20 protein-coding genes and 1 pseudogene are annotated in these 24369 nt (G+C 60.2%); 2 read left to right on the plus strand and 19 right to left on the minus strand.

Features of this window, described 5'->3' with window-relative positions:
- Positions 1–3 precede the first annotated feature (3 nt).
- A complete protein-coding gene (locus tag J5276_RS20325; protein ID WP_174012179.1) occupies positions 4–927 on the plus strand; it encodes an SMP-30/gluconolactonase/LRE family protein in 924 nt (307 codons plus the stop codon).
- Positions 928–1072: 145 nt separating this feature from the next.
- Here J5276_RS20325 and J5276_RS20330 read toward each other — a convergent pair whose 3' ends face one another.
- The 5 genes and pseudogenes from J5276_RS20330 to J5276_RS20350 form a co-directional block, all read right to left on the minus strand.
- Positions 1073–1669 carry an NUDIX domain-containing protein gene (locus J5276_RS20330; RefSeq protein ID WP_174012181.1) on the minus strand — a complete coding sequence of 199 codons (597 nt, stop codon included), beginning with the start codon at positions 1667–1669 and terminating at the stop codon, positions 1073–1075.
- Between the two features lie 27 nt (positions 1670–1696).
- Positions 1697–2542 (minus strand): PhzF family phenazine biosynthesis protein, encoded by an 846-nt coding sequence (locus J5276_RS20335; RefSeq protein WP_025595265.1) that lies wholly within the window; start codon positions 2540–2542, stop codon positions 1697–1699.
- 43 nt (positions 2543–2585) lie between these two features.
- Positions 2586–3368, minus strand: a complete 783-nt coding sequence (locus J5276_RS20340) for a pyrroline-5-carboxylate reductase (RefSeq protein ID WP_060642179.1) — start codon at positions 3366–3368, stop codon at positions 2586–2588.
- 145 nt (positions 3369–3513) lie between these two features.
- A pseudogene (locus J5276_RS20345) lies at positions 3514–3999 on the minus strand (FAD-dependent oxidoreductase); the annotation flags it as partial.
- A 1-nt stretch (position 4000) separates the two neighbouring features.
- Positions 4001–4849: a LysR family transcriptional regulator gene (locus J5276_RS20350; RefSeq protein ID WP_019566595.1), complete on the minus strand. Its 849-nt coding sequence runs from the start codon at positions 4847–4849 to the stop codon at positions 4001–4003.
- A gap of 151 nt (positions 4850–5000) precedes the next feature.
- Between J5276_RS20350 and J5276_RS20355 the strand changes: the two genes are divergently transcribed.
- The gene (locus J5276_RS20355) at positions 5001–6521 is read left to right on the plus strand and encodes an MFS transporter (RefSeq protein WP_035199854.1); all 1521 of its coding nucleotides are present in this window, start codon (positions 5001–5003) and stop codon (positions 6519–6521) included.
- 25 nt (positions 6522–6546) lie between these two features.
- Here the strand turns inward: J5276_RS20355 and J5276_RS20360 are convergent, their stop codons facing one another.
- From J5276_RS20360 to J5276_RS20425, 14 genes are all read right to left on the minus strand, one after another.
- Positions 6547–7728, minus strand: a complete 1182-nt coding sequence (locus J5276_RS20360; protein ID WP_003518063.1) for an acyl-CoA dehydrogenase family protein — start codon at positions 7726–7728, stop codon at positions 6547–6549.
- Positions 7729–7840: 112 nt separating this feature from the next.
- Positions 7841–8944, minus strand: a complete 1104-nt coding sequence (locus tag J5276_RS20365) for an LLM class flavin-dependent oxidoreductase (RefSeq protein ID WP_003518064.1) — start codon at positions 8942–8944, stop codon at positions 7841–7843.
- A 192-nt stretch (positions 8945–9136) separates the two neighbouring features.
- A complete protein-coding gene (locus J5276_RS20370) occupies positions 9137–10216 on the minus strand; it encodes an LLM class flavin-dependent oxidoreductase (protein WP_065658754.1) in 1080 nt (359 codons plus the stop codon).
- Positions 10213–11952, minus strand: a complete 1740-nt coding sequence (locus J5276_RS20375; RefSeq protein ID WP_112153198.1) for an ABC transporter ATP-binding protein — start codon at positions 11950–11952, stop codon at positions 10213–10215. Before J5276_RS20375 ends, J5276_RS20370 begins: the two co-directional genes overlap by 4 nt.
- Entirely contained in the window at positions 11931–12779 is an 849-nt protein-coding gene (locus tag J5276_RS20380; protein ID WP_013762004.1) for an ABC transporter permease, read from the minus strand. The genes J5276_RS20375 and J5276_RS20380 overlap by 22 nt, the downstream gene beginning before the upstream one ends.
- Positions 12776–13783: an ABC transporter permease gene (locus J5276_RS20385; RefSeq protein WP_111802054.1), complete on the minus strand. Its 1008-nt coding sequence runs from the start codon at positions 13781–13783 to the stop codon at positions 12776–12778. The genes J5276_RS20380 and J5276_RS20385 overlap by 4 nt, the downstream gene beginning before the upstream one ends.
- Before the next feature lie 37 nt (positions 13784–13820).
- Positions 13821–15470 (minus strand): ABC transporter substrate-binding protein, encoded by a 1650-nt coding sequence (locus tag J5276_RS20390; protein ID WP_003518073.1) that lies wholly within the window; start codon positions 15468–15470, stop codon positions 13821–13823.
- A 462-nt stretch (positions 15471–15932) separates the two neighbouring features.
- A complete protein-coding gene (locus tag J5276_RS20395) occupies positions 15933–18227 on the minus strand; it encodes a molybdopterin guanine dinucleotide-containing S/N-oxide reductase (protein WP_035199861.1) in 2295 nt (764 codons plus the stop codon).
- Positions 18228–18245: 18 nt separating this feature from the next.
- Positions 18246–19652, minus strand: coding sequence for an FAD-binding oxidoreductase (locus tag J5276_RS20400; RefSeq protein WP_174012183.1), 1407 nt, complete (start codon positions 19650–19652; stop codon positions 18246–18248).
- A gap of 121 nt (positions 19653–19773) precedes the next feature.
- On the minus strand, positions 19774–20376 hold the full coding sequence (locus tag J5276_RS20405; protein WP_019566585.1) for a 2-hydroxychromene-2-carboxylate isomerase: 603 nt from the start codon (positions 20374–20376) through the stop codon (positions 19774–19776).
- Positions 20373–20951 carry a TetR/AcrR family transcriptional regulator gene (locus J5276_RS20410; protein ID WP_004431568.1) on the minus strand — a complete coding sequence of 193 codons (579 nt, stop codon included), beginning with the start codon at positions 20949–20951 and terminating at the stop codon, positions 20373–20375. The genes J5276_RS20405 and J5276_RS20410 overlap by 4 nt, the downstream gene beginning before the upstream one ends.
- Positions 20952–20999: 48 nt before the next feature.
- Complete coding sequence (locus J5276_RS20415) at positions 21000–22028, minus strand: ketopantoate reductase family protein (protein ID WP_174012185.1); 1029 nt, start codon at positions 22026–22028, stop codon at positions 21000–21002.
- A gap of 319 nt (positions 22029–22347) precedes the next feature.
- Positions 22348–23505, minus strand: coding sequence for an ATP-binding protein (locus J5276_RS20420; protein WP_035199868.1), 1158 nt, complete (start codon positions 23503–23505; stop codon positions 22348–22350).
- The gene (locus J5276_RS20425; protein ID WP_004431575.1) at positions 23502–24200 is read right to left on the minus strand and encodes a response regulator; all 699 of its coding nucleotides are present in this window, start codon (positions 24198–24200) and stop codon (positions 23502–23504) included. The genes J5276_RS20420 and J5276_RS20425 overlap by 4 nt, the downstream gene beginning before the upstream one ends.
- Between the last annotated feature and the right edge of the window lie 169 nt (positions 24201–24369).

A 24369-nucleotide genomic window follows, 5' to 3' on the forward strand; every position in this document is an offset into this window, starting at 1 on the left:
AAAATGACAACAGCAAATTTGGACAACGCGCCTGCGATCGATCAGGCAGGACTCCTGTGCGACGAAATCAGCATTCTTGCGGAAAGCCCGGTGTGGGACGAAAGACGTCAGGTCCTGTTCTGGTGCGACATTCTTGGCAAGAAGCTACGTTCAGCTGGGCTGGGCGGCGTCCAGTATCGTGAATGGACGTTCCCGGAAACCGTCTCCAGTCTTGGGCTCTGTCAGAGCGGTGATCTGATTGCCGCTTGCGGGATGGATATACTCATCCTCAATCCGGAAAGCGGCGCGCGGCGCACACTTCATTCCATTCCCGCACCTGAAGGCATCGCCTGCCGGCTGAATGACGGACGTGTCGGTCCGGATGGAGCTTTCTGGGTTGGTACCATGCACAATGTCCCGCTCTCGCAGATGCAGCCCTATGGAGAGCTCTGGCGTATTACGAATAATGGGGCCGAACGTATCCAGACCGGACTGACATGTCCCAACGGCCTCGCTTTTTCGCAGGACGGTTCCGTCATGTGGCAAAGCGATTCCGTGCAGAAATGGATACGCAGGCGGAATTTCGACAAAACCAACGGTGTATTTGATGAAGGTGTGCTAGTCGCACAAATGCAGGAAGAGACCGGAAGGCCCGATGGTGGATGTCTTGACATAAGCGGCCGATATTGGAGCGCGGGTGTCTCTGCCGGCGTTTTGAACATTTTCTCGGAAGACGGCAGTCAACAGATCGCGACGGTAAGGATGCCTGTTCCGCATCCAACGATGCCCTGCTTTGGCGGGCCGGATTTCGGCTCGCTTTTCGTGACATCGCACCGCCATAACATGACGCAAGACAGGCTGAGCGAGGTACCTCTTTCCGGTGGCGTTTGGGTCATTCCGTCCGACATCAAGGGCTTTCCCGCATTCCGTTTTGAGGATGGCAGGTGAAGCCCAAATCGTAAGTCTTTGATCTTTGTTGCCCAACGCAAGTGATGGGTTTCGGCCAGTCTACGTCAGGCAAATTCGTCCTGTTGATCCTGTAGTCTGGCCGTAATCAGCATCGCTTCCGCATTGGTAGATATTGCGGTCGAGATCAGCGTGTTCCGTGCTTTTCCTGCAAAAGCCGGATGGTGAGGTGCTGCAGCAGAATGATGGTCTTGGCGTCGCGAATATCGCCGCGGCCGATCATCTGCATAGCGTCTGGCAGAGCGATTTCCAGCACGTCTATGTCTTCTCCCTCGTCCGCGGAGCCGCCGCCTGTGCCCACTTTATGGTTCTCGGCATATTCGCCGTAGAAAAAGGCGAGGTATTCGGTGACCGATCCGGGGCTCATATAGATATCGAACAGATGGGTGAGTTCGGAAACCTCATAACCGGTCTCCTCCATCAGTTCCGCACGCATGCGCGCTGCCGGTTCAGCGCCTTCCAGCAGCCCCGCCGGAGTCTCGATCAGCGACTCGAGGCCGCCGTTCAAGAGAACCGGCAAACGGAACTGGCGGGTGAGCAAAACATGGTCGTTTGCGGGGTTGTACAACAGGCATGTCGCTCCGTTGCCGCGATCATACGCCTCCCGGGTCTGCCGTTGCCAGCTTCCGTCCCTTAGCTGAAGTTCATACTCATATTTGGTCAGCCGTCCCCAATCATCCGCCAATACGCGTTGCGAAATCGGGCGGTAAACGCTGCTATTCATCAAGTCACCTCGTCATTATCTGTCTTTTCAAAGGCCGTGCAGCCGGCCTTCGACTTGCGTGCGTGTCTCGCCGCCGACCCATATCTGGCCGGTATCATCGCGGGTCAGGTAAATGCGGCCTTGACGGCCAAGACGTGTGCCCTGGGCGGCGACATAGTCTTCCGCGACCACGCCTGTCGCAAACAGCCATTGCGCCAGCGAGGCGTTGAGGCTTCCGGTGACCGGATCCTCGGCGATGGCGCCCAGATGATCGCTGAAGAAGGCGCGAACCTCGAAGGCGGCTTCGCCGCCATTTGCGTGCGGACCAACGACGCCAATGTCAATGCGGCCGGGCCAGCTGCGGACCGGCTCAAGGGCAAGCACCTTCTCAGCCGATGCCAGCCTGATCCCCAACCAGCCGGGGCCATTGTCGATCCATGCGGCATCAACGATGTCGCGTGTCTCTATTCCCAGCAGCAGCCGGGCCTCTTCCAGCTCTGCGGGTGTCGGCGCGCCTGAACGGATAAGGGGCGGAGCGGCAAAGGAAAGTCGACCATGCGCGTGCCGGATCGTCACCAGACCGGCACCGCATTCCTGAACGATGCCCGTTTCGCTTTTGGGCAGGCCGTTTTCGGAAAGCCAGGCATGGCAAGTGCCGAGCGTAGGGTGTCCGGCAAAAGGCATCTCCCGGTCCAGTGAGAATATCCGGACACGGTAATCAGCCTGGGGGTGGGTGGGCGGCAGCAGAAACGTGGTTTCGGACAGATTGAACCACCGCGTCAATCGCTGCATGTCATCCGTGGTCAAGGTGTCTGCACCCGTGACGACCGCCAGCGGATTGCCAGAAAGCGGGCCGGAGCCGAATACATCGATCATATGGATAGTAAAGGTCATTGCATCGTTCTTTCAGTTCGGATCGATTGTCGGCGCGCACTGTCTACTGCGTAATCCGTTCCAGCACGCGGCTCAATGCCCGCTTCAATGCGCTCGAACCGCCATTGCCGTCAAAGTCCTGAAGAACCTGCTCGTTCAGGCCACCCTTGGTGGCGAATTCGCGGCTGAGATCGGTAAAGTCCGTGTCCTTGCCGGCAAGCAGCGCCACTTCGGAGAGGCCGGCGAAGAGGGGTGCAAGATAGGCGCGGCCCTTTTCTTCCGGCAGGCCGTTTTCCGCCAACCACTCCGTCGTCTGTTGCAGAATGCCGAAATAGGTTGCCATCAGGGCGCTTGCGGCGGCGAGAAGGTCGTATTCCGCCTTTGTTTCACATTCCACCGCATTTCCGAGCACGTTGAAGATCGCGGCGGTATCCGCATCGGAGGGGTAAACGGCCGTGACGCCTTTGCGGCGGGCGACAAAAGGCAGCGGGATCGCCTGGGTCAGGCGCACATCCGCGCCGATCCAGTCAAGCAGTGCATGTCGACCGGTTGCGGCAACGACGCTTATGACTTTCTGCCCCTCGCGAAACCGCAGCGGCCGGATGACGTCCTCGGCGATCTGCGGGCGGATGGCCAGAACGACGGTATCGCAGCCGTCGACAATCGCCTGATTGTCGCTGGAGACGATCACCTGCGGGAAATCGGCGGCAAGCCTGGCCGAGATATCCGCGCTGCGTTGGGACACCATGATATGCGGCACGGCGGCAGGCGTGCTGAGGAGCCCCCGCACCATCGCATCGGTGATAGCGCCGGTTCCGATAAAGCCGATTTTCTGGGGAAGGGACATGATGACTCCATTGCATTGATAGGAAGGAACGATACATCGGTACGGCTGACGCAGGAAGGCAATGAAACAATCTCTAGATTGCCGGGGGCTGGCATATCTGCCGAAGAAATGGCGTGGCAACCGGATCGGCCACCTCACATACCCGTTAAATCTCTCCGAACCAACGGGCTGCTGCCCTTGCGAATTTCTCCTTGTCCGGAGCAGACTCCGTGGCCCAGGCGACGATACCATCGGGGCGCACCAGGACTGTGCTCAAGCCCAATTGATCGATGGCATTGCCGGCGACATAGGAAATCCGGCCGTTCCAGCGGCCTGCCAGCGCTTCAAGCGATGCGTCCACGCTAAAATTCAAAAGCAGACCTTTGCCCTCTCTCAGAAGTTCGCCGGTGCTCCTCCCGTCCGCCAGTGCGAAGTCCGGAACGCTTCAGCCCACCAGCGGATCGTTGCCGCCTAGCTCGTAGCGGAGGGAAATGCCCCATACGCGCTCGGCGAAATATGTCGCGCCGTCGCGGGTCTCGATGAGATCGCGGATGATGGCTTCCAGCGCCCGTGTACTCCGGCTTGGGCGCATCAGTGCGACCTGGGCGCGCGACCAGTCAAGGACCTGTGCACCCACTGGGTGTCGCTCACAGTCACGGCCGATGCTCCCGGAAAGCGGCGGCCAGTGTGCGCAGCGCCTCACGGGATCTGCTGTCGGTAAGGGTCGAGAACATCACGATCTCGGTGGAAGGCAGCGGCGGGAGGCTGAAACGCTGGCTGACCTCGATTGTACCGGGTGGCGCCAGGCGGCAGGAGAATGCCGAAATGGCGAGACCTGCCGAAACGGCCGCGGTCACCATCGATGAGGTGCCGCCAAGAAAGACTTCCGTCCACGCGATGGCGGCGGAATCAAGAGCACGAGTGGCGATGTCACGTACACCGCAGGCGGGCGAAAGCGCTGCCAGTCGCAGCGGCTCGCCCTGACGATGCTCGAATTGCGGGGCTGCGAACCAGCCGAAATGCTCTTGCCCGAGCACTTCGCCATCACGCCTGTCATCCTCGCGCCGGATGATTGCAGCATCGATCTCGCCGCGGTCGAAGGCATCCAGCAACGTGCGGGAATTGTCCATCCGCACTTCTATCGTCAGTCCCGGATCGTGCGCGTTGAGCCGCGCCAGCAGCGTTGGCACTTCCGGCCCTGCAACATGGGCGGCTATGCCAAGGCCAAAGCGTCGGCGCGTGGAAAAAAGCCCTGCCATGGCGCGATCGTGCGCGGCAAGGAATTCGCGGGCTGGTGTTAGAAACACTGCGCCTTGCGCGGAAAGGCGCACCGAGCGCGGCGTCCGTTCAAGAAGCCGCTGGCCGAGCCGGTCTTCCAGCCGCTTGAGCTTGACGCTGATGGCACCCTGCGTGGTTCCGAGCGTTTCGGCAGCGCGGGTGAAGCTCTGCAGATCGGCAATGGTGACGAAAGCCTGAACGGCATCCACATCCAGAGTGGTCACTTTAATAATCCAAATTTGTTGTCTCTGAAATATCCAAGCATCCAATTCAGTTATGGTCAAGCTTTCACTAATTTGCCTTGGACTCTGCAAAACACGGATCGAAGCGTGCATGTCTTCTGATGCTTCAGTCCGAACCACGAAAGGCTGAAGAATGACCCTTGCCGTTACCGCCCCAACCCGGAGTAGAAGTGCCATTGCGCTCGCCGCCGTCTGTCTCTCCGCTCTGATGTTCGGGCTGGAAATCTCCAGCGTGCCGGCGATCCTGCCGACGCTCGAGCAGGTGCTGCACGCGGATTTCCGGCAGCTGCAGTGGATCATGAACGCCTATACGATCGGCGTGACGATGGTGCTGATGGCAACCGGCGCGTTGGCCGACCGCTTCGGTCGCAAACGCGTCTTCATCGCGACCATCGTCGCTTTCGCCATTTCCTCCCTCGCCTGCGGCATGACTGAAAGCGTGGCGGTGCTGATCGGCGCACGCTTCCTTCAGGGACTAAGCGGTGGAGCGATGCTGGTATGCCAGATCGCTATTCTGTCACATCAGTTCCGCACGGCCCGCGAGCGTGGAATGGCTTTCGGCTGGTGGGGTATTGTCTCCGGCGTCGGGCTGGGTTTCGGGCCGATCATCGGCGGAGCCATCGTTGCGCTGTGGAGCTGGGAGTGGGTATTCCTCGTTCACGTGGCGCTCGGCATCGTGACACTGTTCCTTGCCGCAAGCGGTGTGGAAGAATCGTGTGATCCGGATGCGACCCGTCTTGATCTTGCCGGTATCGCCACACTCTCGGTTGCCGTGTTCTGCCTTGCGTTTTTCATCACCCAGGGACCGGAACTCGGCTTTGCCAGTTCAAAGGGACTTCTGATCCTTGGTCTATCAGTCGCGAGTTTTATCGCCTTCGTGATCGTCGAAAAGCTCACGCCAAGGCCGATGTTTGATTTCTCCGTATTCCGCATCCGGCCATTTTCCGGCGCGATTATCGGCTCGGCGGCGATGAACATCAGCTTCTGGCCGTTCATGATCTATCTGCCGATCTGGTTTCAGGCGGGCCTTGGTTATGACAGCGTCACCGCCGGTCTCGGTCTGCTTGCCTATACGCTGCCAGCGCTGATCGTACCGCCGTTGGCCGAGCGTCTGTCGCTGCGTTATCAACCCCGTCTTGTCGTCCCGGCCGGGCTGTTCACCATCGGTCTCGGTTTCATGCTGATGAAACTTGGCAGCAGTGTCGCAGATGCGAGCTGGCTCACCATGCTGCCCGGCTGCATCCTGTCCGGTGTCGGGCTTGGCCTCACCAACACGCCGGTCACCAATACGACTACCGGTGCCGTTCCCGCTGCCCGTTCCGGCATGGCCTCCGGCATCGACATGAGCGCGCGAATGATCTCGCTTGCCATCAACATCCCGATCATGGGCTTCATTCTGGTTGAGGGCGTCTGGTCGTCGCTTAGGGTCAACCTGCCGTCCGGCGCGGATTTGCCCGCCCTGCGTTCGCTCGCGGAGAAGATCGCGGCGGGAACCGCGGGATCGTCGGTTGAGCGTGTTTCGGATGCACTCGTCCATCAGGCACTCGCAGACGGTTTCGGTCTGGTCATGCTTTATGCCGGCATCAGTGTCTGGTTGCTCGCCGCTCTGAGCTTTGTGGTTTTCGGCCCGGCGCGAAAGCTTGCCCACGGTTAGTGGTGCCCTGGCGCTGGGACGATAGTCAGGCGGATTTCAGGATTTGCAGTCCTGCCGAAGGTTGGGCGGCCGCAGTCTCCTCGCGGCTCCAGCGGCCAAAGGCGGAGCGGCCCAAAATCGCAATCGACGTATCCTCCTGCGGCGCATGGACGAGCACCGTCTGGATGTCGCGGAAATGTCGTTCGAGGCCCAGTTCGCTACCAAGACCTGGATTGCCGATGCCGCGCACTGCGATCTCGACGGCATCACGCAGCTGCCGGCCGGCAAGCAGCCTTGCCCTGATGAATCCTTCCGCATCGCCATTGTTGTTTTCGAGCGTGCCGAAAATGATCTGGCGGGCGCCTGAGACCAGAAGATCGATTTCGCCTGAAAGCGTTATGAAACGTTCCGTGCGGGCGATGGGATGGCCGAGATTGGCCGGCACACGCTCATGCGCGAAGCGGATGAACTTGGCCTGAGCGGCTTCTGCCACGCCGAGGTAAAGCGCTGTCAAAGCCAGCGTGAGTGCCGCATGCGCCCGGTTGTCCTGCTGGGCGACCGATGGATCGACGAGGTCGATGACGTTTTCTGCCGGGATTTCGACATTGGCATATTCGACATCGTGCGATCCCGTAGCGCGCATGCCGAGGCTCTGCCAGTTCTCGATGACCTTGATGCCCGGCAACCCATTCGGCACCACGAATGTTCCCACCCGCGCCGGCGTTTCGTCAGTATGCGCCCAGACAAGGAAATGCGTGAGACCATATGCGCCCGTCACGAAGCGTTTTCGGCCCGTGATAGACCAGCCATTGTTTGTCCGGCGGGCGAGCGTCGCGGGCAGGCCACCGCGCGCCGGCGACCCCAGCTCCGGCTCGACACGCGCGGCATTGAGCAGCAACGGCCGTTGTTTGGCGTCCGTCAGAAGCCGCCGGTAGAGATCTTCGGGCCAGTGGTTTTTCGCGGCCTGGGCGAGATGGGTAAAGATCGTCATGGCGCTGATCAGCGCCACGGAAGGATCGCCCCGGCCAAGTGCCGCCAGAATGTGGGCGGTATCGGCAAGCGTCGCCCCCTGGCCGCCATAACGTGTCGCAACCGTGCTTTCGAGGAGGCCGCTTTCATGAACGGCACGGATACCCGTCCAGGGAAACTGGCCAGTCTGGTCCGCATCCGGTGCGGCCTGTTCAAGGATGCGAGCGGTTGCGTCTAGGACAGTTGGGTCATGAGACATGCGTGGTCGAGGCTCTCTGGCTGTGGGGAATACCATTTCCCCATCAGGGGCGATTGGCTCCGTCTGCACTTCAAAAAAATGCCCGGTCAGGCGACCGGGCTGGATCGCGGCATTATGCAGCGGTCTTTTTCTTCGCATCTTCCCGTTCGCGAATGCCTTCGCGGACAAGAGGCAGGATGTAGCGGCCATAATCCACCGCGTCGTTGTAATTGTCGTAGCCGCGGATCGAGATCAGGTCAGCGCCAAGATCGATGTAGTCGAGGATGGAATCCGCAATGGTGCGTGGCGAACCGACCAGCGCAGTGGTGGCGCCGCTGGCATTGGTGGCGGTGACCGTCGGATACCAGAGGGCGCGATCATGCACATCGCCGCGTGCGGCGATTTCCAGAAGCCGTTGCGAACCGACATTGGCCGGGCGCGGCGCGTTGAGCGGTGCGCGTGTTACACCTTTCTGGCGGTTCTCGTTCAACCGATCCAGAGTTCTGTGAGCCTTTTCCCAGGCAAGCTCATCCGTCTCGGCGACGATTGGCCGGAATGTGACCCAGATCCGGGGGCGATCCGTGCGGCCCGCCTTTGCGGCTTCCGCATAGACCCGCTCGATCTGCTGCTTGGTTTCGGCAAGCGGCTCTCCCCACAGGCCGAAGATATCGCAGAGCGAACCGCCGATGCGATAGGCGGCGTCCGAGGAGCCACCGAGCGAAATCGGAATAAGCCCGTTTGTGGGCCGCACCGCGCTGCGGAATTGCTTGAACTGGTAATATTTTCCGTCGAAGTCGAAGGGCTCTTTCGAGGTCCAGGCCAGGCGCAGGATGCGGATATATTCCTCCTGGCGCTCATAGCGTTCTTCCTTGTTGAGGAAGTCGCCTTCACGCGCCTGTTCTTCATCGCTGCCGCCGGCAATGAAGTGCACCACGACACGTCCACCACTCAACTGATCGAGCGTCGCGAGCGACTTGGCCGCAACTGTGGGATAAACCGTGTTCGGCCGCAGGGCGACGATGATCTTGATGTTTTTCGTGTGCGCGAGCACCGTGGCGCCCAGCGTGAAAGGATCGAAAGACGATGAGGAGTAGGGGATCAGCGTATAGTTGAAACCGTAATCATCAAGGGCGCGGGCATAGCGCTCCAGAAAAACAGGATCCACAGGTGCGTCTGGAACGGGGTTTAGATCGTTCGATGCATTGGGAAAGCTTACGCTGATAAATTCCGCGGACATGGGCGCTCCTTCAGGTTCAATGCAAGCATGTTAGGGCGCGGCGCAGGAACGAGGAAGATAGGTCTTTCTTTTTCTATCGAATATGTAGAAAATATTCCCTGCGACGGCCTTCGATATAGGACCAGCAACCGCCGCCGCGTTTCCGTCTTCAAGTCGCTGCCACGAAGTGGCAATCGCTCGGTGCCCTAACGGTTACAAGGTGGGCGCCCAGCCCAGGCTCGGAGCCACCGTGTCCGCCAGATCGGTCAGCAGTTGTATGTTTTCGGCGAGACCGAAGGCAGGCGGCAAAAACAGCACGACCTCATCGGCTGCTGCAAGGCCAGGATCGTTGAATACCGATTCCAGCACCTGATCGGGCGTGCCCTGGAAAACGGGCGAAATTTGAAACCCCGCTGGCTGGGCTGCCTGTTCGAGAGCGCCTTTGGGGCGAGACGCGGCAATACCCTTGGTACGCCGCTCCAGATCATAGGCGGCGTATTTTTCGCGAAGCTCGGCCGTGGTGCCAACCAGGATGGAGGCGGCGACGGCGACCGGCGGCGGTTCCGTTGTCCATGTCTTGCGCCATGTGGAACGGAAGGCCTCGATGATGCGGGCCTGATATTCCCCGAAGCTCTCGCCTTCTGCCTGGTCGTGCTGGACGGTTCCCGAGATAAGGCCGATGCCGAGTTCCGCCGCCTGCACAGCCGAAGCAATGCTTGCTGCACCCTGCCGGATGCGCGAACGCAGTGTAGGGCTATGCGGCGTGACACGCAGTGCCGTGCCTTCCGGGTTGGATTGGCCGCCTTCGACACGGTGCAGGACATCGCCAGCGATTGCCGAGAGGAAGCGGGCCTGACGACGTCTGGCCTCTGTGCGGGCATCGGTGTCGACCGTGCCGAATACCGCGTCAAAGGCGGCGTTTGCGCCGGTCGAAATGGCAAGTTCCAGTCGCCCATCAATCAAAAGATCGGTCGTGCCGGCCGCCTCGGCAAGCAGAATCGGATCCTGATAGCGCATGGGGATGACCGCAGAACCGAGCGTAATATGCCGGGTATGCTGGCCGGCAGCGGCGAAGAACGGAAGTGGCGAGGACAGATAGTGATCGAAATGCCGCTGATAGGCCCAGCCGGACTGGTAGCCCAGTTGTTCGGCAGCCTTGAACAGCTCGATACCCTCACGCAGCCCCTGCGCCGGCCCGGCATCGTCGCTGAAAGATACGCGGGTATTGAAGCCGAGCCGCTGTTTGGGGCGGAAGGACGTGGACGCAGTATCGATGGGTGCAGCGATGGTCATGCGATCTTTTCCTTATCGTGAACCCGCCGGGGCAGCGGCTGTGGCGCACGGGCGATGGTTGCGGCACCGGATGGGATCGATTCCAGCAGCGACGCGGTATAGGGGTGCTGCGGATTGTCGAAGATATCGACGACCGTTCCATGTTCGACAATACGCCCGCGCTGCATCACCGAAACGGTGTGGGCGAGCTGGCGTACCAGTGCCAGATCATGGGAGACGAAAACATAGGTCAGGCCGAGCTTCGCCTGCAGCGAGAGCAGCACATCGACGATGTCTGCCTGGACGCTGACATCAAGTGCGGAGGTCGGCTCGTCGAGCACGATCACATCCGGTCGGAGAACCAGCGCCCTTGCAATGGCAACGCGCTGGCGCTGGCCACCCGAAAGGGCCGTCGGCTTGCGGTTGAGAAGGTGTTCGCTCAAGCCCACATTGGCCAAAGCCTCACGAACAGTTTCGAGCCGTTCCGCACGGGTTCCGATCTTGAAACGATCAAGCGGCTCGCGCACCAGCTGTTCGACACTCCAGGTGGGATCAAGCGAGGTAAACGGGTTCTGGTAAACGAACTGAAGATGGCGCCAGGTTGCACGCAGCGACGTGCGGGAGCGGCCGGTCAATTCTTCGCCGGCTACCGATATTGTGCCGGTGTCGGGTTCCTCCAGGCCAAGCAGCAGCCGAATGGTTGTCGTCTTGCCAGAGCCGGACTCGCCAACCAGCGCATGGGTGGTACCTGCAGGCACGTTGAAGGAGACGTTGTTGACCGCCGTCAACACCCTGTCGCCGACCCTGAAATTCTTGGTGACGGCATTGACCGCGATCTTTGGCGTCGCTGTGGACTCTGCCTTCAGCAGACGGAAACCCGGATCGCGCAGCCGGGCGTAGCGATCCGGATTGAGTGCCGGCACGTCCGCATGCAGCTTCCTTGCATAGGCAGAGGCCGGTGCGGAAAACACCGATGCGGTGCTTCCGGCTTCCTGAACCTTGCCACCCTTCAGGACTACCAGCGAATCCGCCCGTTCGGCGGCGATCGCCAGATCGTGTGTGATGAGGAGCAGGCTGATATCCAGCTCGTGCTGCAACCGCGAGAGCAGATCGAGGATCCGCTTCTGGATCGTCACATCGAGCGCAGACGTTGGCTCGTCTGCGACCAGAAGTGACGGGCGCGGCAGAACCGCAAGGCCTATGAGCACTCGCTGCAACATGCCGCCGGATAATTGGTGCGGGTAGGACTCGTAGACGACACCCGGGTTGTCCAATCCCACCTGCGCGAAGGTCTCGAGAATGAGGGCCTTGCGGATCGCCTTGTCAGGTTCGTCGAGAAGTGCGGCCGCCTCCATGGCCTGCGCGCCGATTGTCCGCACCGGATTGAGCGAATTTCCTGGATCCTGCGGGACAAAGCCGATGGCGCGTCCCCGCAGCGGTCGGAAGTTGCGCTCTGGCAGTCCCAATATCTCCTGATCACCAAAGGTGACGTGGCCGGTGGCATGTCCCCCGCTTGGCAAAAGCCGCAGGACCGCACGGGCGATCGTCGATTTGCCGGAGCCGGACTCGCCAATGAGGGCAAGGCTCTTGCCACGGCCGAGTTCGAAACCGACATTGCTGACGACCTCCTGGCCTCCATAGGCAACCGAAAGATCGTTGACCCGGAGAAGCGGGACAGGAGCCTGCTGCGGCTGCGGTCTGGCCGCAAAGGTAACGGGGCGGGCGATAGTGGTGGTCAGTCTGTCTTGCGTAGCCATCGGCTGATCCTGTTTACAGAGAGGACGGTCGCGATTGTGACGAAGGCGGGGGCGTATACGAGCCACGGCCATTTGAGGTAATCCTTGCCGATCGAGATCAGCAGGCCCCAGTCGGAGGCGGGCGGCGGGTCGCCGTATCCGAGAAAGGCAAGGCTTGCGATCACGAGGATCGACTCGCCGAACTGCAACACGGCAAGCGGCAGCACCGAGCGTGACGCGTTAGGCAGAACGTGGCGCAGAAGGATGAACCAGCGCGAGCCGCCGAGCAGGTACGAAGCCTCCACGAATGTCGCCTGTCTGGTCTTGATGACCTCCGCACGCGTGACGCGGGCAAAGACCGCTACGGCGGAGACGCCGGTGGCGATGGCGGCATTGATGGTCTCGAAACCTATGGCGGTGACCACGATCACCGCCAGCAAAAACTTTGGAATTGCCAAGAGCACATCGACCAGCCGGGCAAGTGTGATATCGACCCAGCCGCCGAGAAAGCCCGCAAGAAGCCCGATGAGACCGCCGGCGAAGACGCCGATCACGACCGCGACGAGTGCGCTGGAGACGGAAGAGGACGTGCCATAAACGACGCGTGCGTAGACATCGCGGCCAAGGTGGTCGGTGCCGAACCAATGCGCAAGACTTGGGCCGAGCAATTTGTTCGTCGGCACCCCGACGACCGGGCTGTGACTGGTAAACAGGCCGGGCGCCAGTGACCAGGCGACGACGAGCGCGATAATGGCGAAGGACAAGGCGACGGTCAGCGGTATCCGCAGGCCTGTCAGCCTGTTTGCAGGGGTCGCACCCGGCAGGGAAGCGTTCGAGGCGAAAGTCATGGTGTCACCGCCTTGGTGGTGGTGGAGGAATCCTCTGTAATGGCCAAGCGAGGCTTTCGCGCGCCGAGAATTTGCACGCGTGGATCGAGCAGGGGATAAAGAAGATCGGCAATCAGGTTGACGAGCACGAACACCACGGCTCCCAGCGAAACGATCGCTTGCAGGACAGGCAGGTCCTGCGTGCTCACGGAGCGCTGCACCAGGCTGCCGAGACCGGTTCGCCCAAAGACAGACTCGGTGATCAGTGAATTGCCAAGCAGTTCACCGACGGTGATGGCGATCACGGTGACGACGGGCAACGAGGCAGGCTTGAGCAGATGCAGTGCAAACAGCCGCGCCTGTCCGATGCCGCGGCTGCGGGCGACGGCCGCGTATTCCTGTTCTGCCTCCCTGTCGAGGTTCGCTATAAGCACCTCGGCGATTTGCGCAGAGAAAGGAATTCCGATTGTGATTGCGGCAAACACCGTTGCCCAGAAGCTATCTGGTTCGATAACGCGGAAGAGGCGCAGCTGAAAGCCGAAGAGATGGATCAGTATCAGGCCAATCACAAAATTCGGTGTCGAGAGAAACAGCGATGGGAAAGCTCTTAGCAATCCCTGGCCGTAGCGCTTTGGTACCACCTGGGTTCCGTAAGCAACGGCCATTGCCAGAATCAAGGCGACGGCGAGTCCCGTGGATGCAAGGATCAGTGTCGATGGCAGCACTTCAGCGATGAGGGTCGCCACCGGCCGGTTGGAGCGCATCGACATGCCTAGATCGCCGGTCAGAAACCCCGACAGGGATGACCACAGCTGCACGAGAACCGGTCTGTCGAGGCCCTGCGCGGCGATGATTTCCGCGATCTCCTGCTCGGTGAACCCGTTTTGCGGGTTCCGGAGCACGCTGGTGATCGGGTCGCCAGGCAGGATGCTGACGACCACGAAGGTGAAGACATAGGCCAGCAGTATGACGACGACCGCCTGGCCAAGCCGCTTTGCGGCGTAGGTTAGGTAGGCATTGCTCATGCCGGTGACCTCCTTCAACGTTGCCTTGTTGTGCGCGTCAGTCGCTGATGGAGGCGGTGTAGTAGCTGGCATAAGCCACGCCGTTATACACTTCGCCCTTCAGCTTCGGGGACTGCACGTAGATCCGCTGCACGATCTGCGTTCGCGGAATGAAATAGCCCTGCTCAAGGACATATTTCTGCAGCTCATCGAGAAGCGGGCTGCGCTCGTCGACAGAGCCGGCGCCGGCGATCTTGTCGCGCAATCCGTTGAGCGTCGCGTCGCGGTCGTCAAGGGCGAACCAGTTCTCGCCATTGTTGGCGTTGGTGAGAATGCTGGCGACGGTGCCTGCATCGATGAAGCTGCGCGTCACCTCATAGGTCGGGATGGCCGCACCGCCGAATTTGACCTTTTCACCAAAGGTCACGACGTCGTAAGCGCGAATAGCGACTTTCCAGCCGAGCTTGCCGAGTTGCTGGGCGATGAGTTCATCGACCGACTTGGATGTCGCGAGATAGGGATTGGAGTGGATCGTCAGCGACAGCGGTTTGCCGTCTTTGGTCCTGATACCATCGGCACCCTTGACCCAGCCCGCCTCGTCGAGCAGCTTTTCGGCCTTGGCGGGATCGTAAGCGAGAAGTGCGCTGTGGTCGGTCGCGCCCGGCACGTTGCTTTGGATGAAGGACGTGGCGAGCTTCCAGTCTGGCGTATAGACGGTGTCGATGATTTCCTGACGGTTCACGCCGGCCTGCAGCGCCTGGCGAACCTTCACATCATCATAGGGCGGAAGCTTGGTGTTGACCGCCCAGCCGTTGACGAAGCCGAGATAACGCGGCGTTGCGACGGTAAAGCCCTCTTCGTGCAGTGACTTCAGCTCCTGCGGCGAAGCATTATAGGCGACATCGGCCTGGCCGGACTGGACCGAGGCGACACGCAACGACGGTTCCGACACCAGCTTATAGGTGATGGAATCGAGGAAGGCCGGGCCGGTGTGGCCAACGGCGGCAGGACCCCAATTGTAATCCTTGCGCTTGACCAGCTTGACGTAATCTCCCTCCTTCCAGGATTCGACCACATAGGGGCCGCTGCCGGAAGTCTTGCTGAGATCGGCCTGCTGGGTGGCGGGCTGGGCGATGGTCTTCGGCGAGATCAGGATCGAGCCGTGGTAACCGAGCGTCGGAATAAAGCCGAGCGTCGGCTTCTTGAAGAAGACCTTCACCGTGGATGCGTCCACCGCTTCAGCATGGTCGTAGGTCTTGGGGAAAAGACCGATCGGGTTGATGCCTTCGCTCTTGCGTCCGGCATACCAGATGTCGAGATTGGCGACGACCGCCGCTGCATCCAGCGGTGTGCCATCGGAGAAGGTCACGCCGTTTTTGAGGTGAAGCGTGAATTCGGTGGCATTGTCGTTCTGCTCCCAGCGCTCGGCAAGCCAGGGGCTGACCTTACCGTCGGCATCGACATAAAGCAGCTTGTCGGCGACATGGCCCCAGATATGGCCCTGAAAGCTGGAAATGGCGCTGTTGTTCGGGATCCAGGTGTCGCCGAGAGAATCGATGAGGAAGGTAATGTCGCCGCCATTGCGTGGGGTATCGGCTGCCTCAACCGGAGCAGGCCCCATCGTCGTCAGAAGCGCGATTGCCCCTGCGAGAGTGGTGGTCAGCAGACCCCGACGGGAGAAGGAAAAAAGCGAAGAACGTATCGTCATTAAGAAATCCTGATTGGTCGCGTTGTTTCTTGTCTTTGTGATTTCAGGAACTATCGCCGCTCTGCGCCGGTCTTTTGCGGCCACACGAAAGGCTTCACACGACAGCGTTGCCGGTGGTTTCAATGTCCTGAAATCGGGAAAAATGTGCCTGCTTTACCTCTTGGAGGGTCCGACCGATGTTACGGCTTAGCCGTTACTTTCAGCCATTGACGGCTCGTTCGATCGCAGGCCGTGCTTGCTGATACATCGTGCGGTCATGACGCGGTCCCTTGTTTCGAAATTCGGTTCTTGATGTCTAACGTAGCAGGGTGGCCAGAAGGAGAAAGACCAGTTGTTCTTTTTCTATCGAATTAATGGATTATTTTGCCGCGGTTTCCGAAGGTGGTAGGATCAGCTTTTCCGACGCCCGAAATACGTTGGCGGTGCGATTTTTCAGGCAGTGCCGGAACACCCGTCCCCCACTTATTTTGCAAATGCCATCTTTTCGAAAATCCGCACCGGAGGCGCCTCACCGGCAAAACGTTCCACCTCCACTCTGGTAATCTGACCGGTCGATCCCTGCGCCAGTTTCGAGGTGCCGATGTCGCGCGTCAGGATGTTCGGATTGCCGTGAATGCACGTCGCTTGCTCTGCATGCCGGTCATGCGGTTCGAACCACGCACCCGTTGCCAGCTGCATCACGCCGTTGCGCACATCCGTGCTCAGGACGGCTGCGGCGAGGCAGCTGCCACGACTGTTGAACAGCCTGATGATATCGCCATCGGCAATGCCCCGGTGGGCTGCATCTTCGGGGTTGATGCGCACGGGTTCCCGGCCCTTAATCTTGGTGGAGCGGCTGAAAGCGCCATAGTCGAGCTGGCTGTGCAGACGCTGATGCGGCTGATTGCACACCAGATGCAGCGGATAGAGCGCTTCGTCTTCCGGTTTCGTCCTGCCGGGATACCATTGCGGATGGCCGCCGCAATCGTCATAGCCGAAACCCTCGATCGTCTCGGAGAAGATTTCGATTTTACCGGATGGTGTCTTCAGAGGGAAGGCTATGGGATCATCACGGAAGGCACGCGCAGGCCCTCCGTCATCCGGCTTGAGCGGCAGACCTATCTCTCCACGTTCCCAGAACGTTTCGAAATCGGGAGCCTCGTACCCACCGGCGGCAAGCGCCCCACGCGTTGTTTCATAGAGGAAGGCAAGCCATTCCCGGCTGCTGCGACCTTCGGTGAAGGTTTCGAATTTGCCGAGCCGGCGCGCGATCTCGGAGAAGATTTCGTAGTCGTCGCGCGCCTCACCAACCGGTTCGATCAGCTTTTTCATCGCGATCATCAGAGGATCGCGGTCGGCGGCGCCAATGTCGTCGCGCTCCAGAGTTGTCGTCGCCGGCAGCACGACATCGGCATGCCGCGCAGATGATGTCCATGCGGTTTCATGCACGATGATGGTCTCGGGCCGTCTGAACGCTGCCCGTAGCCGGTTGATATCCTGATGGTGGTGGAAAGGGTTACCACCCGCCCAGTAAACCAAGCGGATATCGGGATAGTGCATCCTCTGGCCGTTATAGTGAAATTCCCCACCCGGATTGAGCAGCATGTCGGCGATGCGCGCGACCGGAATGAAATCCGCGACCGGGTTTTTGAACTGGCTAAGTGTCGGCAGGGGAACGGCCAGCAGGTTCTTGCCGACATTGCCCAAAGCGCCGAGGGAATAGGAATATCCGCCGCCGTCGAGGCCAATCTGACCGAGCATGGCGGCAAGAACGATCCCCAGCCAGACGGGTTGCTCACCATAATCGGCGCGCTGAAGCGAATGGCTGACAGTGATCAATGTTCTCGCGCGCGCCATGGTGCGGGCGAGTTCCCTAATAGTTTCCGTGCCGATGCCGCAGAGCCCGGAAGCCCATTCGGGGCTTTTCGCCACACCATCGGTCCGGCCGAGCAGGTAGTCTTCGAAACGCTGATAGCCGACGGCATAGCGGTCAAGAAACGCACGATCGTGCAGGCCCTCGGTGACGAGAACATGCGCAAGTCCGAGCATCAGCGCGACATCGGTACCGGGTATGACCGGCAGCCACTCCGCATTGAGGTCTTTCGGAAAATCGTCTTTTAGCGGGCTGATCAGCACGAATCGCGCGCCGCGTGCACGTGCGCCATTCAGCTTCTGTGGCACGATATGCACGCTGTTGCCGCCGCCATGCACGTCCGTATTCTTGATCGCCATGCCGCCGAAGGCGACGATCAATTCGCTGCTGCGCTCGATTGCATCCCAGGTAACGCTCTTGCGGTCGAAATGATCGTAGGGTCCGAGCACATGCGGAATGATGACCATCGCCGCGCCGGAACTGTAGGTGTTGACGGAGCGCACATATCCGCCAAGCGTGTTCAGAAAACGGTGGACCTGGCTTTGCGCGTGATGGAAACGCCCGGCGCTCGACCAGCCGTAGGAGCCGCCGAACACGGCCTGTGGGCCGTAATCGCCGTAAACCCTTTGAAGCTCCTTCGCGACGAGGTCCGCCGCCTGCGGCCAATCGACCTCCACATAGTCGTCCGCCCCGCGTATCTGCGCGTTGCCCGGTTTCCCCTCCAGCCAGCCGCGCCTGACCGCCGGACGCCGGATGCGCGCGGCGCTATCGGCGATTGCCGGCAGATTGGCGAGCAAGGGCGAGGGGTGTGGATCGTCCGGATGTGGACGGATATCGAGCTTGCCATTCCGGTAGCTGCCGGAAAAGGCGCCCCAGTGGGAGCTGTGGGTCTTGTAATTATCCATCTGCGAAATCCCGCACGGTCAAAACGTTTCTCGGCGGCTGGGCAAGTCTTGGCTCGGCAGGATCTTGCCCGGATTCATGATGCCGGCCGGATCTATGGCGTTTTTGATGATCGCCATGAGGTCCACCGCGTCGCCGTGTTCCTGCCGCAGATAAGCGATCTTGCCGGTGCCAACCCCATGCTCGCCGGTGGAAGTGCCGCCAACCGAGATGGCGTGCTGCACCATCTTTTTGTTGATTGCCGCCACCTCGTCGAGTTCGGCTTGATTTGCAGGGTCTACGGCGAAGACCACATGATAGTTGCCATCGCCGACATGGCCGAGAATGGCGGCGGGCACGCTGCAGTCGCGTAGCAATTCCCGGGTCCTGACGATGCAGCCGCTCAACTCGGATACCGGCACGCAGACATCGGAAGACCAGCCCTTGGCGTTCGGGCGCTGCGAGACCACGGCGTAAAACGCGTTGTGGCGCGCCTTCCACAGGCGGTTGCGGTCCTCCGGCGCATTCGCCCATTCGAAATCCCTGCCGCCATTGTCTTCCACTATGGCAGCGACCATCTCGACCTGTTCCTTCACGCCAGCAGGCGAGCCGTGGAACTCGAAGGCGAGCGTGTCCTCGACCTTGAGGGAAAGACTGGAATAGGCGTTGACGGCCTCGATCAGGCCACGGTCCATTAATTCCATTCTCGCAACTGGAATGCCGAGCTGCACGACCGTAATGGCTGCCGCAACTGCCTGTTCGACGCTTTCGAAGGAGCAAAGTGCAGCCGAGATGGTTTCGGGAATTCCGTAGAGTCGCAATGTCACTTCCGTGATGATGCCGAGCGTCCCCTCGGAGCCGACGAACAGCCGCGTTAGGTCATAACCTGCTGATGATTTACGCGCCCGCCCGCCGGTGCGGATGACCTGGCCGTTCGGCAAGACGACTGTCAGCGACAGCACGTTTTCTCGCATTGTGCCGTAACGCACGGCGTTTGTGCCGGAAGCGCGGGTTGCCGCCATGCCGCCGATGGACGCATTGGCGCCAGGATCGATCGGAAAGAACAGGCCCATGTCGCGCAGATGTGTGTTCAGTTGCTCGCGCGTGACGCCGGCCTCCACCGTGCAATCGAGATCCTCGGCGCTGATGCGGACGATTTTCGACATGCGCGACAGATCGACGGAGACACCGCCACGCACTGCCGTCAGATGGCCTTCGAGCGAAGTGCCGGTGCCGAAGGCGATGACGGGAACACCTTCAGCGGCGCAAAGCCGCACGGCTTCCGCCACATCATCCGTGCTCTCGGCGAAAACGACGGCATCCGGGATCGCCGGCGTGTGGTGGGATTCGCCACGGCCGTGTTGTTCCCGCAATGCCTGCGCGGTGGAAAAACGCTCGCCGAAACGGTTGCGCAAAGAGTCCGAGAGAGCGGGAGGCAGTGCGCTCATCGCGATACTCCGCGCGAGGAGGGCGGGAAAAGAGACATGAGAAACTCCACGGGAATGGTCTGGAGAGAGCCATGGCCGGGTTGCGGCCACGGCGTGACAGTCACCCGGTTTTCGGCGGGGATCAGGCGGCCAGTTTTTCGCCCTTGAGATGACGTTCGAGGAAGGGCAAGCTGTCCTGTCCCCAATACAGTTCGTCCTCGTAGCGGAATGTCGGAAGCCCGAACACACCGGCTGCCTTTGCGGCCTCATAATTGGCTTTCCGGATGGCTTCCACGGCATCGCTTCCGCCGCGTTCGTCCAGCGCCGCACCGTCGAAACCGGCCTTGTCAGCGATTGCGCGGCGAACTTCGGCATTGCCGATATCTTCGCCGCCTTCCCAGAAAGCTTCCTGAAGCGCCTTGGTCAGCCTCAACCAGTCCTCGCCCGCATCGATCGCGGCAATGACCATGAAGCCGGCCGGCGTGGGATCGGAAAGGGCGGCGCGATTGTCGAAGTTAAGGGACTTGCCGCGCAACGCCGCCCATCGCTTCAAATCCTTCGTCCAATAGGCGCGGCGCGCTTCCGGACGGTTGCGTGAGTAGATGGCGCCATTATCCTCGATCAGCGGGATGACATAGGGCCGTATCGTGGCGTTGTGCTCGTTAGCGAGCGCGGCGAAAGGATCCAGGCCGAGAAAGGCCCAGGGGGAGCCGATGCCGAAGAAATAGTCGATGGTCTTGGTCATATCTTGTCTCCTGAGGATATCTTGCCGGTGGCGAGATCGAACACCGAGAGCGCACAGTCCCGGGCGATGAGTACGGCATGCGGATCGCGCCCGACCGCGACGGTGGCAAGTGCGCCTTCGTAAAGAAGCGAAAGGTGGGAGGCGGCCTGATCCAGTCGCACCCCCGCTTTCGACATGACGGTCTCGAAAATATCCCGCACCATTCTTTTGTGGGTTCGAGCCACGGTGACGACGCGTTCGGAATCGCCGTGTTCGGCAACCGCGAGTGCAAAGGCACAGCCCCTGAATTCAGGGCTGTCGGCCTTCTCGTAAAGCCGCTCGAAAATCACCTGCAGCTGGTCCCTTGGATCAATCGTCGCCGTCAGAACATCCTTCAGCGAGCGAATGACACGATCGTGGCGATCCTGAAGATAGGCCGCGACAAGATGATCCTTGGACGGAAAATGCCGATAGAGAGTAGCTTTTGCGACCTTCGCTTCTTCGATGATGCGGTCGATACCGACCGCCCGGATACCTTCGGTATAAAACAGCGCTCCGGCGGCGGTGAGAATCTGGTCTGGAATGGCTTCTCTCATTTTATCGCTTCAGCTTGGTGGTTTCATGGGAAGAACAGGTCGCACGCATCATTGCGCGGCGGCGAGACAGGTTTTGTCGCGCTCGTGGAGCTGCCCGACAAAAGAAAGGATCGCGTCAAGCGGCACCGCCCTCGAGAAGCCGCCCTGATGCGCCAGCCTGCCGCCAAGAGACTGGATAGCCTCGTTATACGGTGTCGCGACGTTATGCAGACGGCCGAGCAGCACAATCTCACCGTTGAGAAAATCGACCTCGCTGGAAGCGCCTCTGGCAAAGCTCTGCCAGGTCGATTGCTGGCCGGGCTGAATGCCGCTGTTTTGAGCGATGCTCCAGCCTGAAATATCGACAGCCCGTTCAGAGGGAGAGGCGAGATTGTAGCCTGCTACCTCAAGCGTCTGGCGGGCTTCATTGACCAGCGCTTCGGCGATCGATGCTCGCAGATCGTCTTCTCCGTCGAACAGATCCAGCGCATTGCGGACGTTATGAAGCAGTTTTGCCGATTTCCAGCGGCGGATATCGCTGCTGGTTTCCGCAAGATAATTGGCGCGTGTGAGGTCTGCGGCAATCTCCTTCGCCGTTTCGTCGGAACCGGCCGGGAAGCGCCCGATCGTGACCACGCCGACCTGCGGATTGCCGGCCGCCGCAACCGCGCCGGTTTGTGTAAACCGGGCAGGGGTCAGAATACTGGCGCCGTAGACATTGGCGAAGGTCCTGAGCGCCAGCGCTTCCGTCGCCAGACCGTTCTGAAAGGTAACCACCGGCAACTGCGTGGCTGTTAGACCTTCCACGCCGGATACCTGTCGCCATGACCAGTCTGCCAGAGTGGCTGCCGCATCCTGCGTTTTGACGGTCAGCAGCAGGATATCGTCGGGCGCCAGGTCCGGCGGAGCGGATACGTCGAAGGCGTTCAGCCTTATTTGCTGCGTGCCTGAGGGGCGTTGGTAGCTCAGCCCCTGTTCAATGATGGAGGCAATTTGTGCGCCGCGTCCGACCAGAGCATATTTGATGCCGGAAAGCTCGAACTGTGCGGCAAGGCTCGCGCCAACCGCGCCTGCGCCAATGATAACGTATCGTGTCACCTTTTCCTCCAATTCAACCGGGCCGATAATGCGCCAGTATCAATTGCAGCGGTGCAGTTTGCTGGATCGATACGGGATTTCGCTCAACATCGGTCCTCCCTGACGGCGACCAATGATGACAGCTAAACTAGGCATGAGGAGCGCCTCAAGAAAGACAGGTCGTTCTTTTTCTATCTATTTTATAGAAAATAATTCGGCGTAGGGAAAATTTGCGATCACCTTATTCCCGACAGCAGTCCTGGCGCGGTGAACCGTGGAATAAGCCCCAACGAAGCACACCGTCAGCGCGCATGGGAGAGCATCAACTCGCCGGGATTTTTCAGGAGGCCGCCTTGAAGAGAACCGTGACGACGGTTCCGCCGTCCTGTCGCGGATCTATCTGCAAATCGCTGTCATGCGCCCTTGCGATCGCTCGAGCAATCGACAGGCCGAGGCCGGTGCCACCGGTCTTACGTGCACGCGACGGCTCTGTGCGCCAGAAGAGTTCGATGCCGTGTGCCTCGATGCCGGGGGGAAAACCCGGCCCCTTGTCTTCGATTGTTATGAAGGGACGTCCTTCCCGGACTCCGGTCGAGCAGAAGAGGCTCTTCCCGCTCGCCGCATAGCGGCGTACATTATCCATCAGGATGAGCAGTAGCTGTTGAAGGCGTTGAGGGTCGCCGCTAATGGGAGCCGTCTGCAGCGACATATCGAGACGAATTCCTGCCTCTTCGAGAAGAGGCCGTGCCGCCTCCGCCACGGCCGCGCATTCGGTAGCGAGATCGAGTGGCCGCATCTCCGTAACGAGACTGTTGGTTTCTGCCAGCGAAAGCGTCCGCAGATCGTCGACGAGACGCGCAAGTCCTTCCACATGGCCGATGAGGTGGCGAATGGCCTGCTTGTCGAGCGGAAAGACGTCATCGGCAATGCCGTGTAAACGGCCTTGCAGGATGGTCAGCGGGGTGCGCAGCTCGTGGGCTACCGCCATGGTGTTGAACTTCAACCGGCGCTCCATCATCTGAAGCTCCTGCGTCAAAGTCTCGAAACTGTCGACCAGAAATCCGACTTCGGCGATGCGGCTCGCCTTGATCTTTGCGCCTCCGCTGAAGTCGCCGGTCGCCATGCGCCGCGCCGCGTCGGCAAGTTCGCCGAGAGGTGCTGCAATGCGGCGGGAGATGAAATAACCAAGCAAGCTGCACAGGAAGACACCGAGCAATCCAAAGAGGAACACCGATTTGAGAAGTTCGCTATCTGCCTGGTCCTCCAGGCCCGGTAAAACCTCGATAAGGGCCTGAAGCTGGCTCTGATCCGGCATCACGCCCCGGTCAATATCCGAGAAAGCCTTGGCGGCATCAGGCGACAGTTGGGCAAGGATGCGCTCCTCAATGGTGTCCGAATACCAGGAAACGCCGAAATAGACCAACGCAACCGCAAAGATGAGCATTGTGGTGATTGTGATCGCCGTCATCGTGCGCAGGCGGAGCCGCCGGAACCTCATGATGTCTGCTCCCTGGCAAGCCGGTAGCCGATGCTGCGCACCGACACCAGATAACCGCCAGCACCGTGATCCGTCAGTTTTTTACGCAGATTGGCGATGTGCGTATCGACCGTGCGTGCCAGCGCATCGCTTTCCGGCAGGCAGGCATCCAGAAGATCGGCCCGCTGAAAGGCATAGGTGGGGCGACGCGTCATATGGGCAAGAATTCTGAATTCGCTGAGCGTCAACGGCAGAACGGTTCGTCCCGCATCGCTGCAAACAGCCGCGATGTAAGCTTCGGTATCTATTTCGATGGCGCCGAAACGCAGGATCCCTCCGCCAGTTGGCTGACGCGAGCGTTTTAGAACGGCATTCACCCGGGCGACCATTTCCTGCGGGTTGAAAGGTTTGACGATGTAGTCGTCGGCACCCAGGCGCAGACCGGTCAGCTTGTCCATATCTTCGGCAAGGGCGGTGACCATGATGATCGGTGTATCACGCTCCCGCCGTATGCGTGTCAGCACATCGATGCCATCGAGCTTCGGTAGCCCGATGTCGAGAAGAATGAGATCCGGCCGCAGCATCGAGAAATGCGTCATGGCCGTCTCGCCATCCCCGGCTCTAACGGTTCTGTATCCGTCACGAATGAGATAGGCGTCCAGAATCTGCATGATGTCGGGGTCGTCTTCGACGATGAGAATGAGCCCTTTGTCCATGCTAACCTTACGAACTTACTGATATTACCGCTTTATTGCCGGGACGCTAAGCCGACGCAAAGCGCCGGGCAAGAGCCGTCTCACGAGATAGATGCGGCAGGCACGCTTTTCCTCTCAGTCTTGGGACTTCCTCCGCAGAACCTTGACATTTCTACGGAAGAAAGCTGGC

The organism is Agrobacterium sp. S7/73 (assembly GCF_019355535.1).
Taxonomy (GTDB): Bacteria; Pseudomonadota; Alphaproteobacteria; order Rhizobiales; family Rhizobiaceae; genus Agrobacterium; species Agrobacterium tumefaciens.

Bases quoted from the DNA above. Each gene is read 5' to 3' on its own strand.
- J5276_RS20330 (WP_174012181.1), bottom strand. From the start codon at position 1,669: ATGAATAGCAGCGTTTACCGCCCGATTTCGCAACGCGTATTGGCGGAT.
- J5276_RS20380 (WP_013762004.1), bottom strand. From the start codon at position 12,779: ATGACTTTCGCCTCGAACGCTTCCCTGCCGGGTGCGACCCCTGCAAAC.
- J5276_RS20405 (WP_019566585.1), bottom strand. From the start codon at position 20,376: ATGACCAAGACCATCGACTATTTCTTCGGCATCGGCTCCCCCTGGGCC.
- J5276_RS20360 (WP_003518063.1), bottom strand. From the start codon at position 7,728: ATGTCTCATGACCCAACTGTCCTAGACGCAACCGCTCGCATCCTTGAA.
- J5276_RS20340 (WP_060642179.1), bottom strand. From the start codon at position 3,368: ATGTCCCTTCCCCAGAAAATCGGCTTTATCGGAACCGGCGCTATCACC.
- J5276_RS20375 (WP_112153198.1), bottom strand. From the start codon at position 11,952: ATGGCTACGCAAGACAGACTGACCACCACTATCGCCCGCCCCGTTACC.
- J5276_RS20420 (WP_035199868.1), bottom strand. From the start codon at position 23,505: ATGAGGTTCCGGCGGCTCCGCCTGCGCACGATGACGGCGATCACAATC.
- J5276_RS20355 (WP_035199854.1), top strand. From the start codon at position 5,001: ATGACCCTTGCCGTTACCGCCCCAACCCGGAGTAGAAGTGCCATTGCG.
- J5276_RS20335 (WP_025595265.1), bottom strand. From the start codon at position 2,542: ATGACCTTTACTATCCATATGATCGATGTATTCGGCTCCGGCCCGCTT.
- J5276_RS20385 (WP_111802054.1), bottom strand. From the start codon at position 13,783: ATGAGCAATGCCTACCTAACCTACGCCGCAAAGCGGCTTGGCCAGGCG.
- J5276_RS20365 (WP_003518064.1), bottom strand. From the start codon at position 8,944: ATGTCCGCGGAATTTATCAGCGTAAGCTTTCCCAATGCATCGAACGAT.
- J5276_RS20370 (WP_065658754.1), bottom strand. From the start codon at position 10,216: ATGACCATCGCTGCACCCATCGATACTGCGTCCACGTCCTTCCGCCCC.
- J5276_RS20395 (WP_035199861.1), bottom strand. From the start codon at position 18,227: ATGGATAATTACAAGACCCACAGCTCCCACTGGGGCGCCTTTTCCGGC.
- J5276_RS20325 (WP_174012179.1), top strand. From the start codon at position 4: ATGACAACAGCAAATTTGGACAACGCGCCTGCGATCGATCAGGCAGGA.
- J5276_RS20390 (WP_003518073.1), bottom strand. From the start codon at position 15,470: ATGACGATACGTTCTTCGCTTTTTTCCTTCTCCCGTCGGGGTCTGCTG.
- J5276_RS20400 (WP_174012183.1), bottom strand. From the start codon at position 19,652: ATGAGCGCACTGCCTCCCGCTCTCTCGGACTCTTTGCGCAACCGTTTC.
- J5276_RS20410 (WP_004431568.1), bottom strand. From the start codon at position 20,951: ATGAGAGAAGCCATTCCAGACCAGATTCTCACCGCCGCCGGAGCGCTG.
- J5276_RS20425 (WP_004431575.1), bottom strand. From the start codon at position 24,200: ATGGACAAAGGGCTCATTCTCATCGTCGAAGACGACCCCGACATCATG.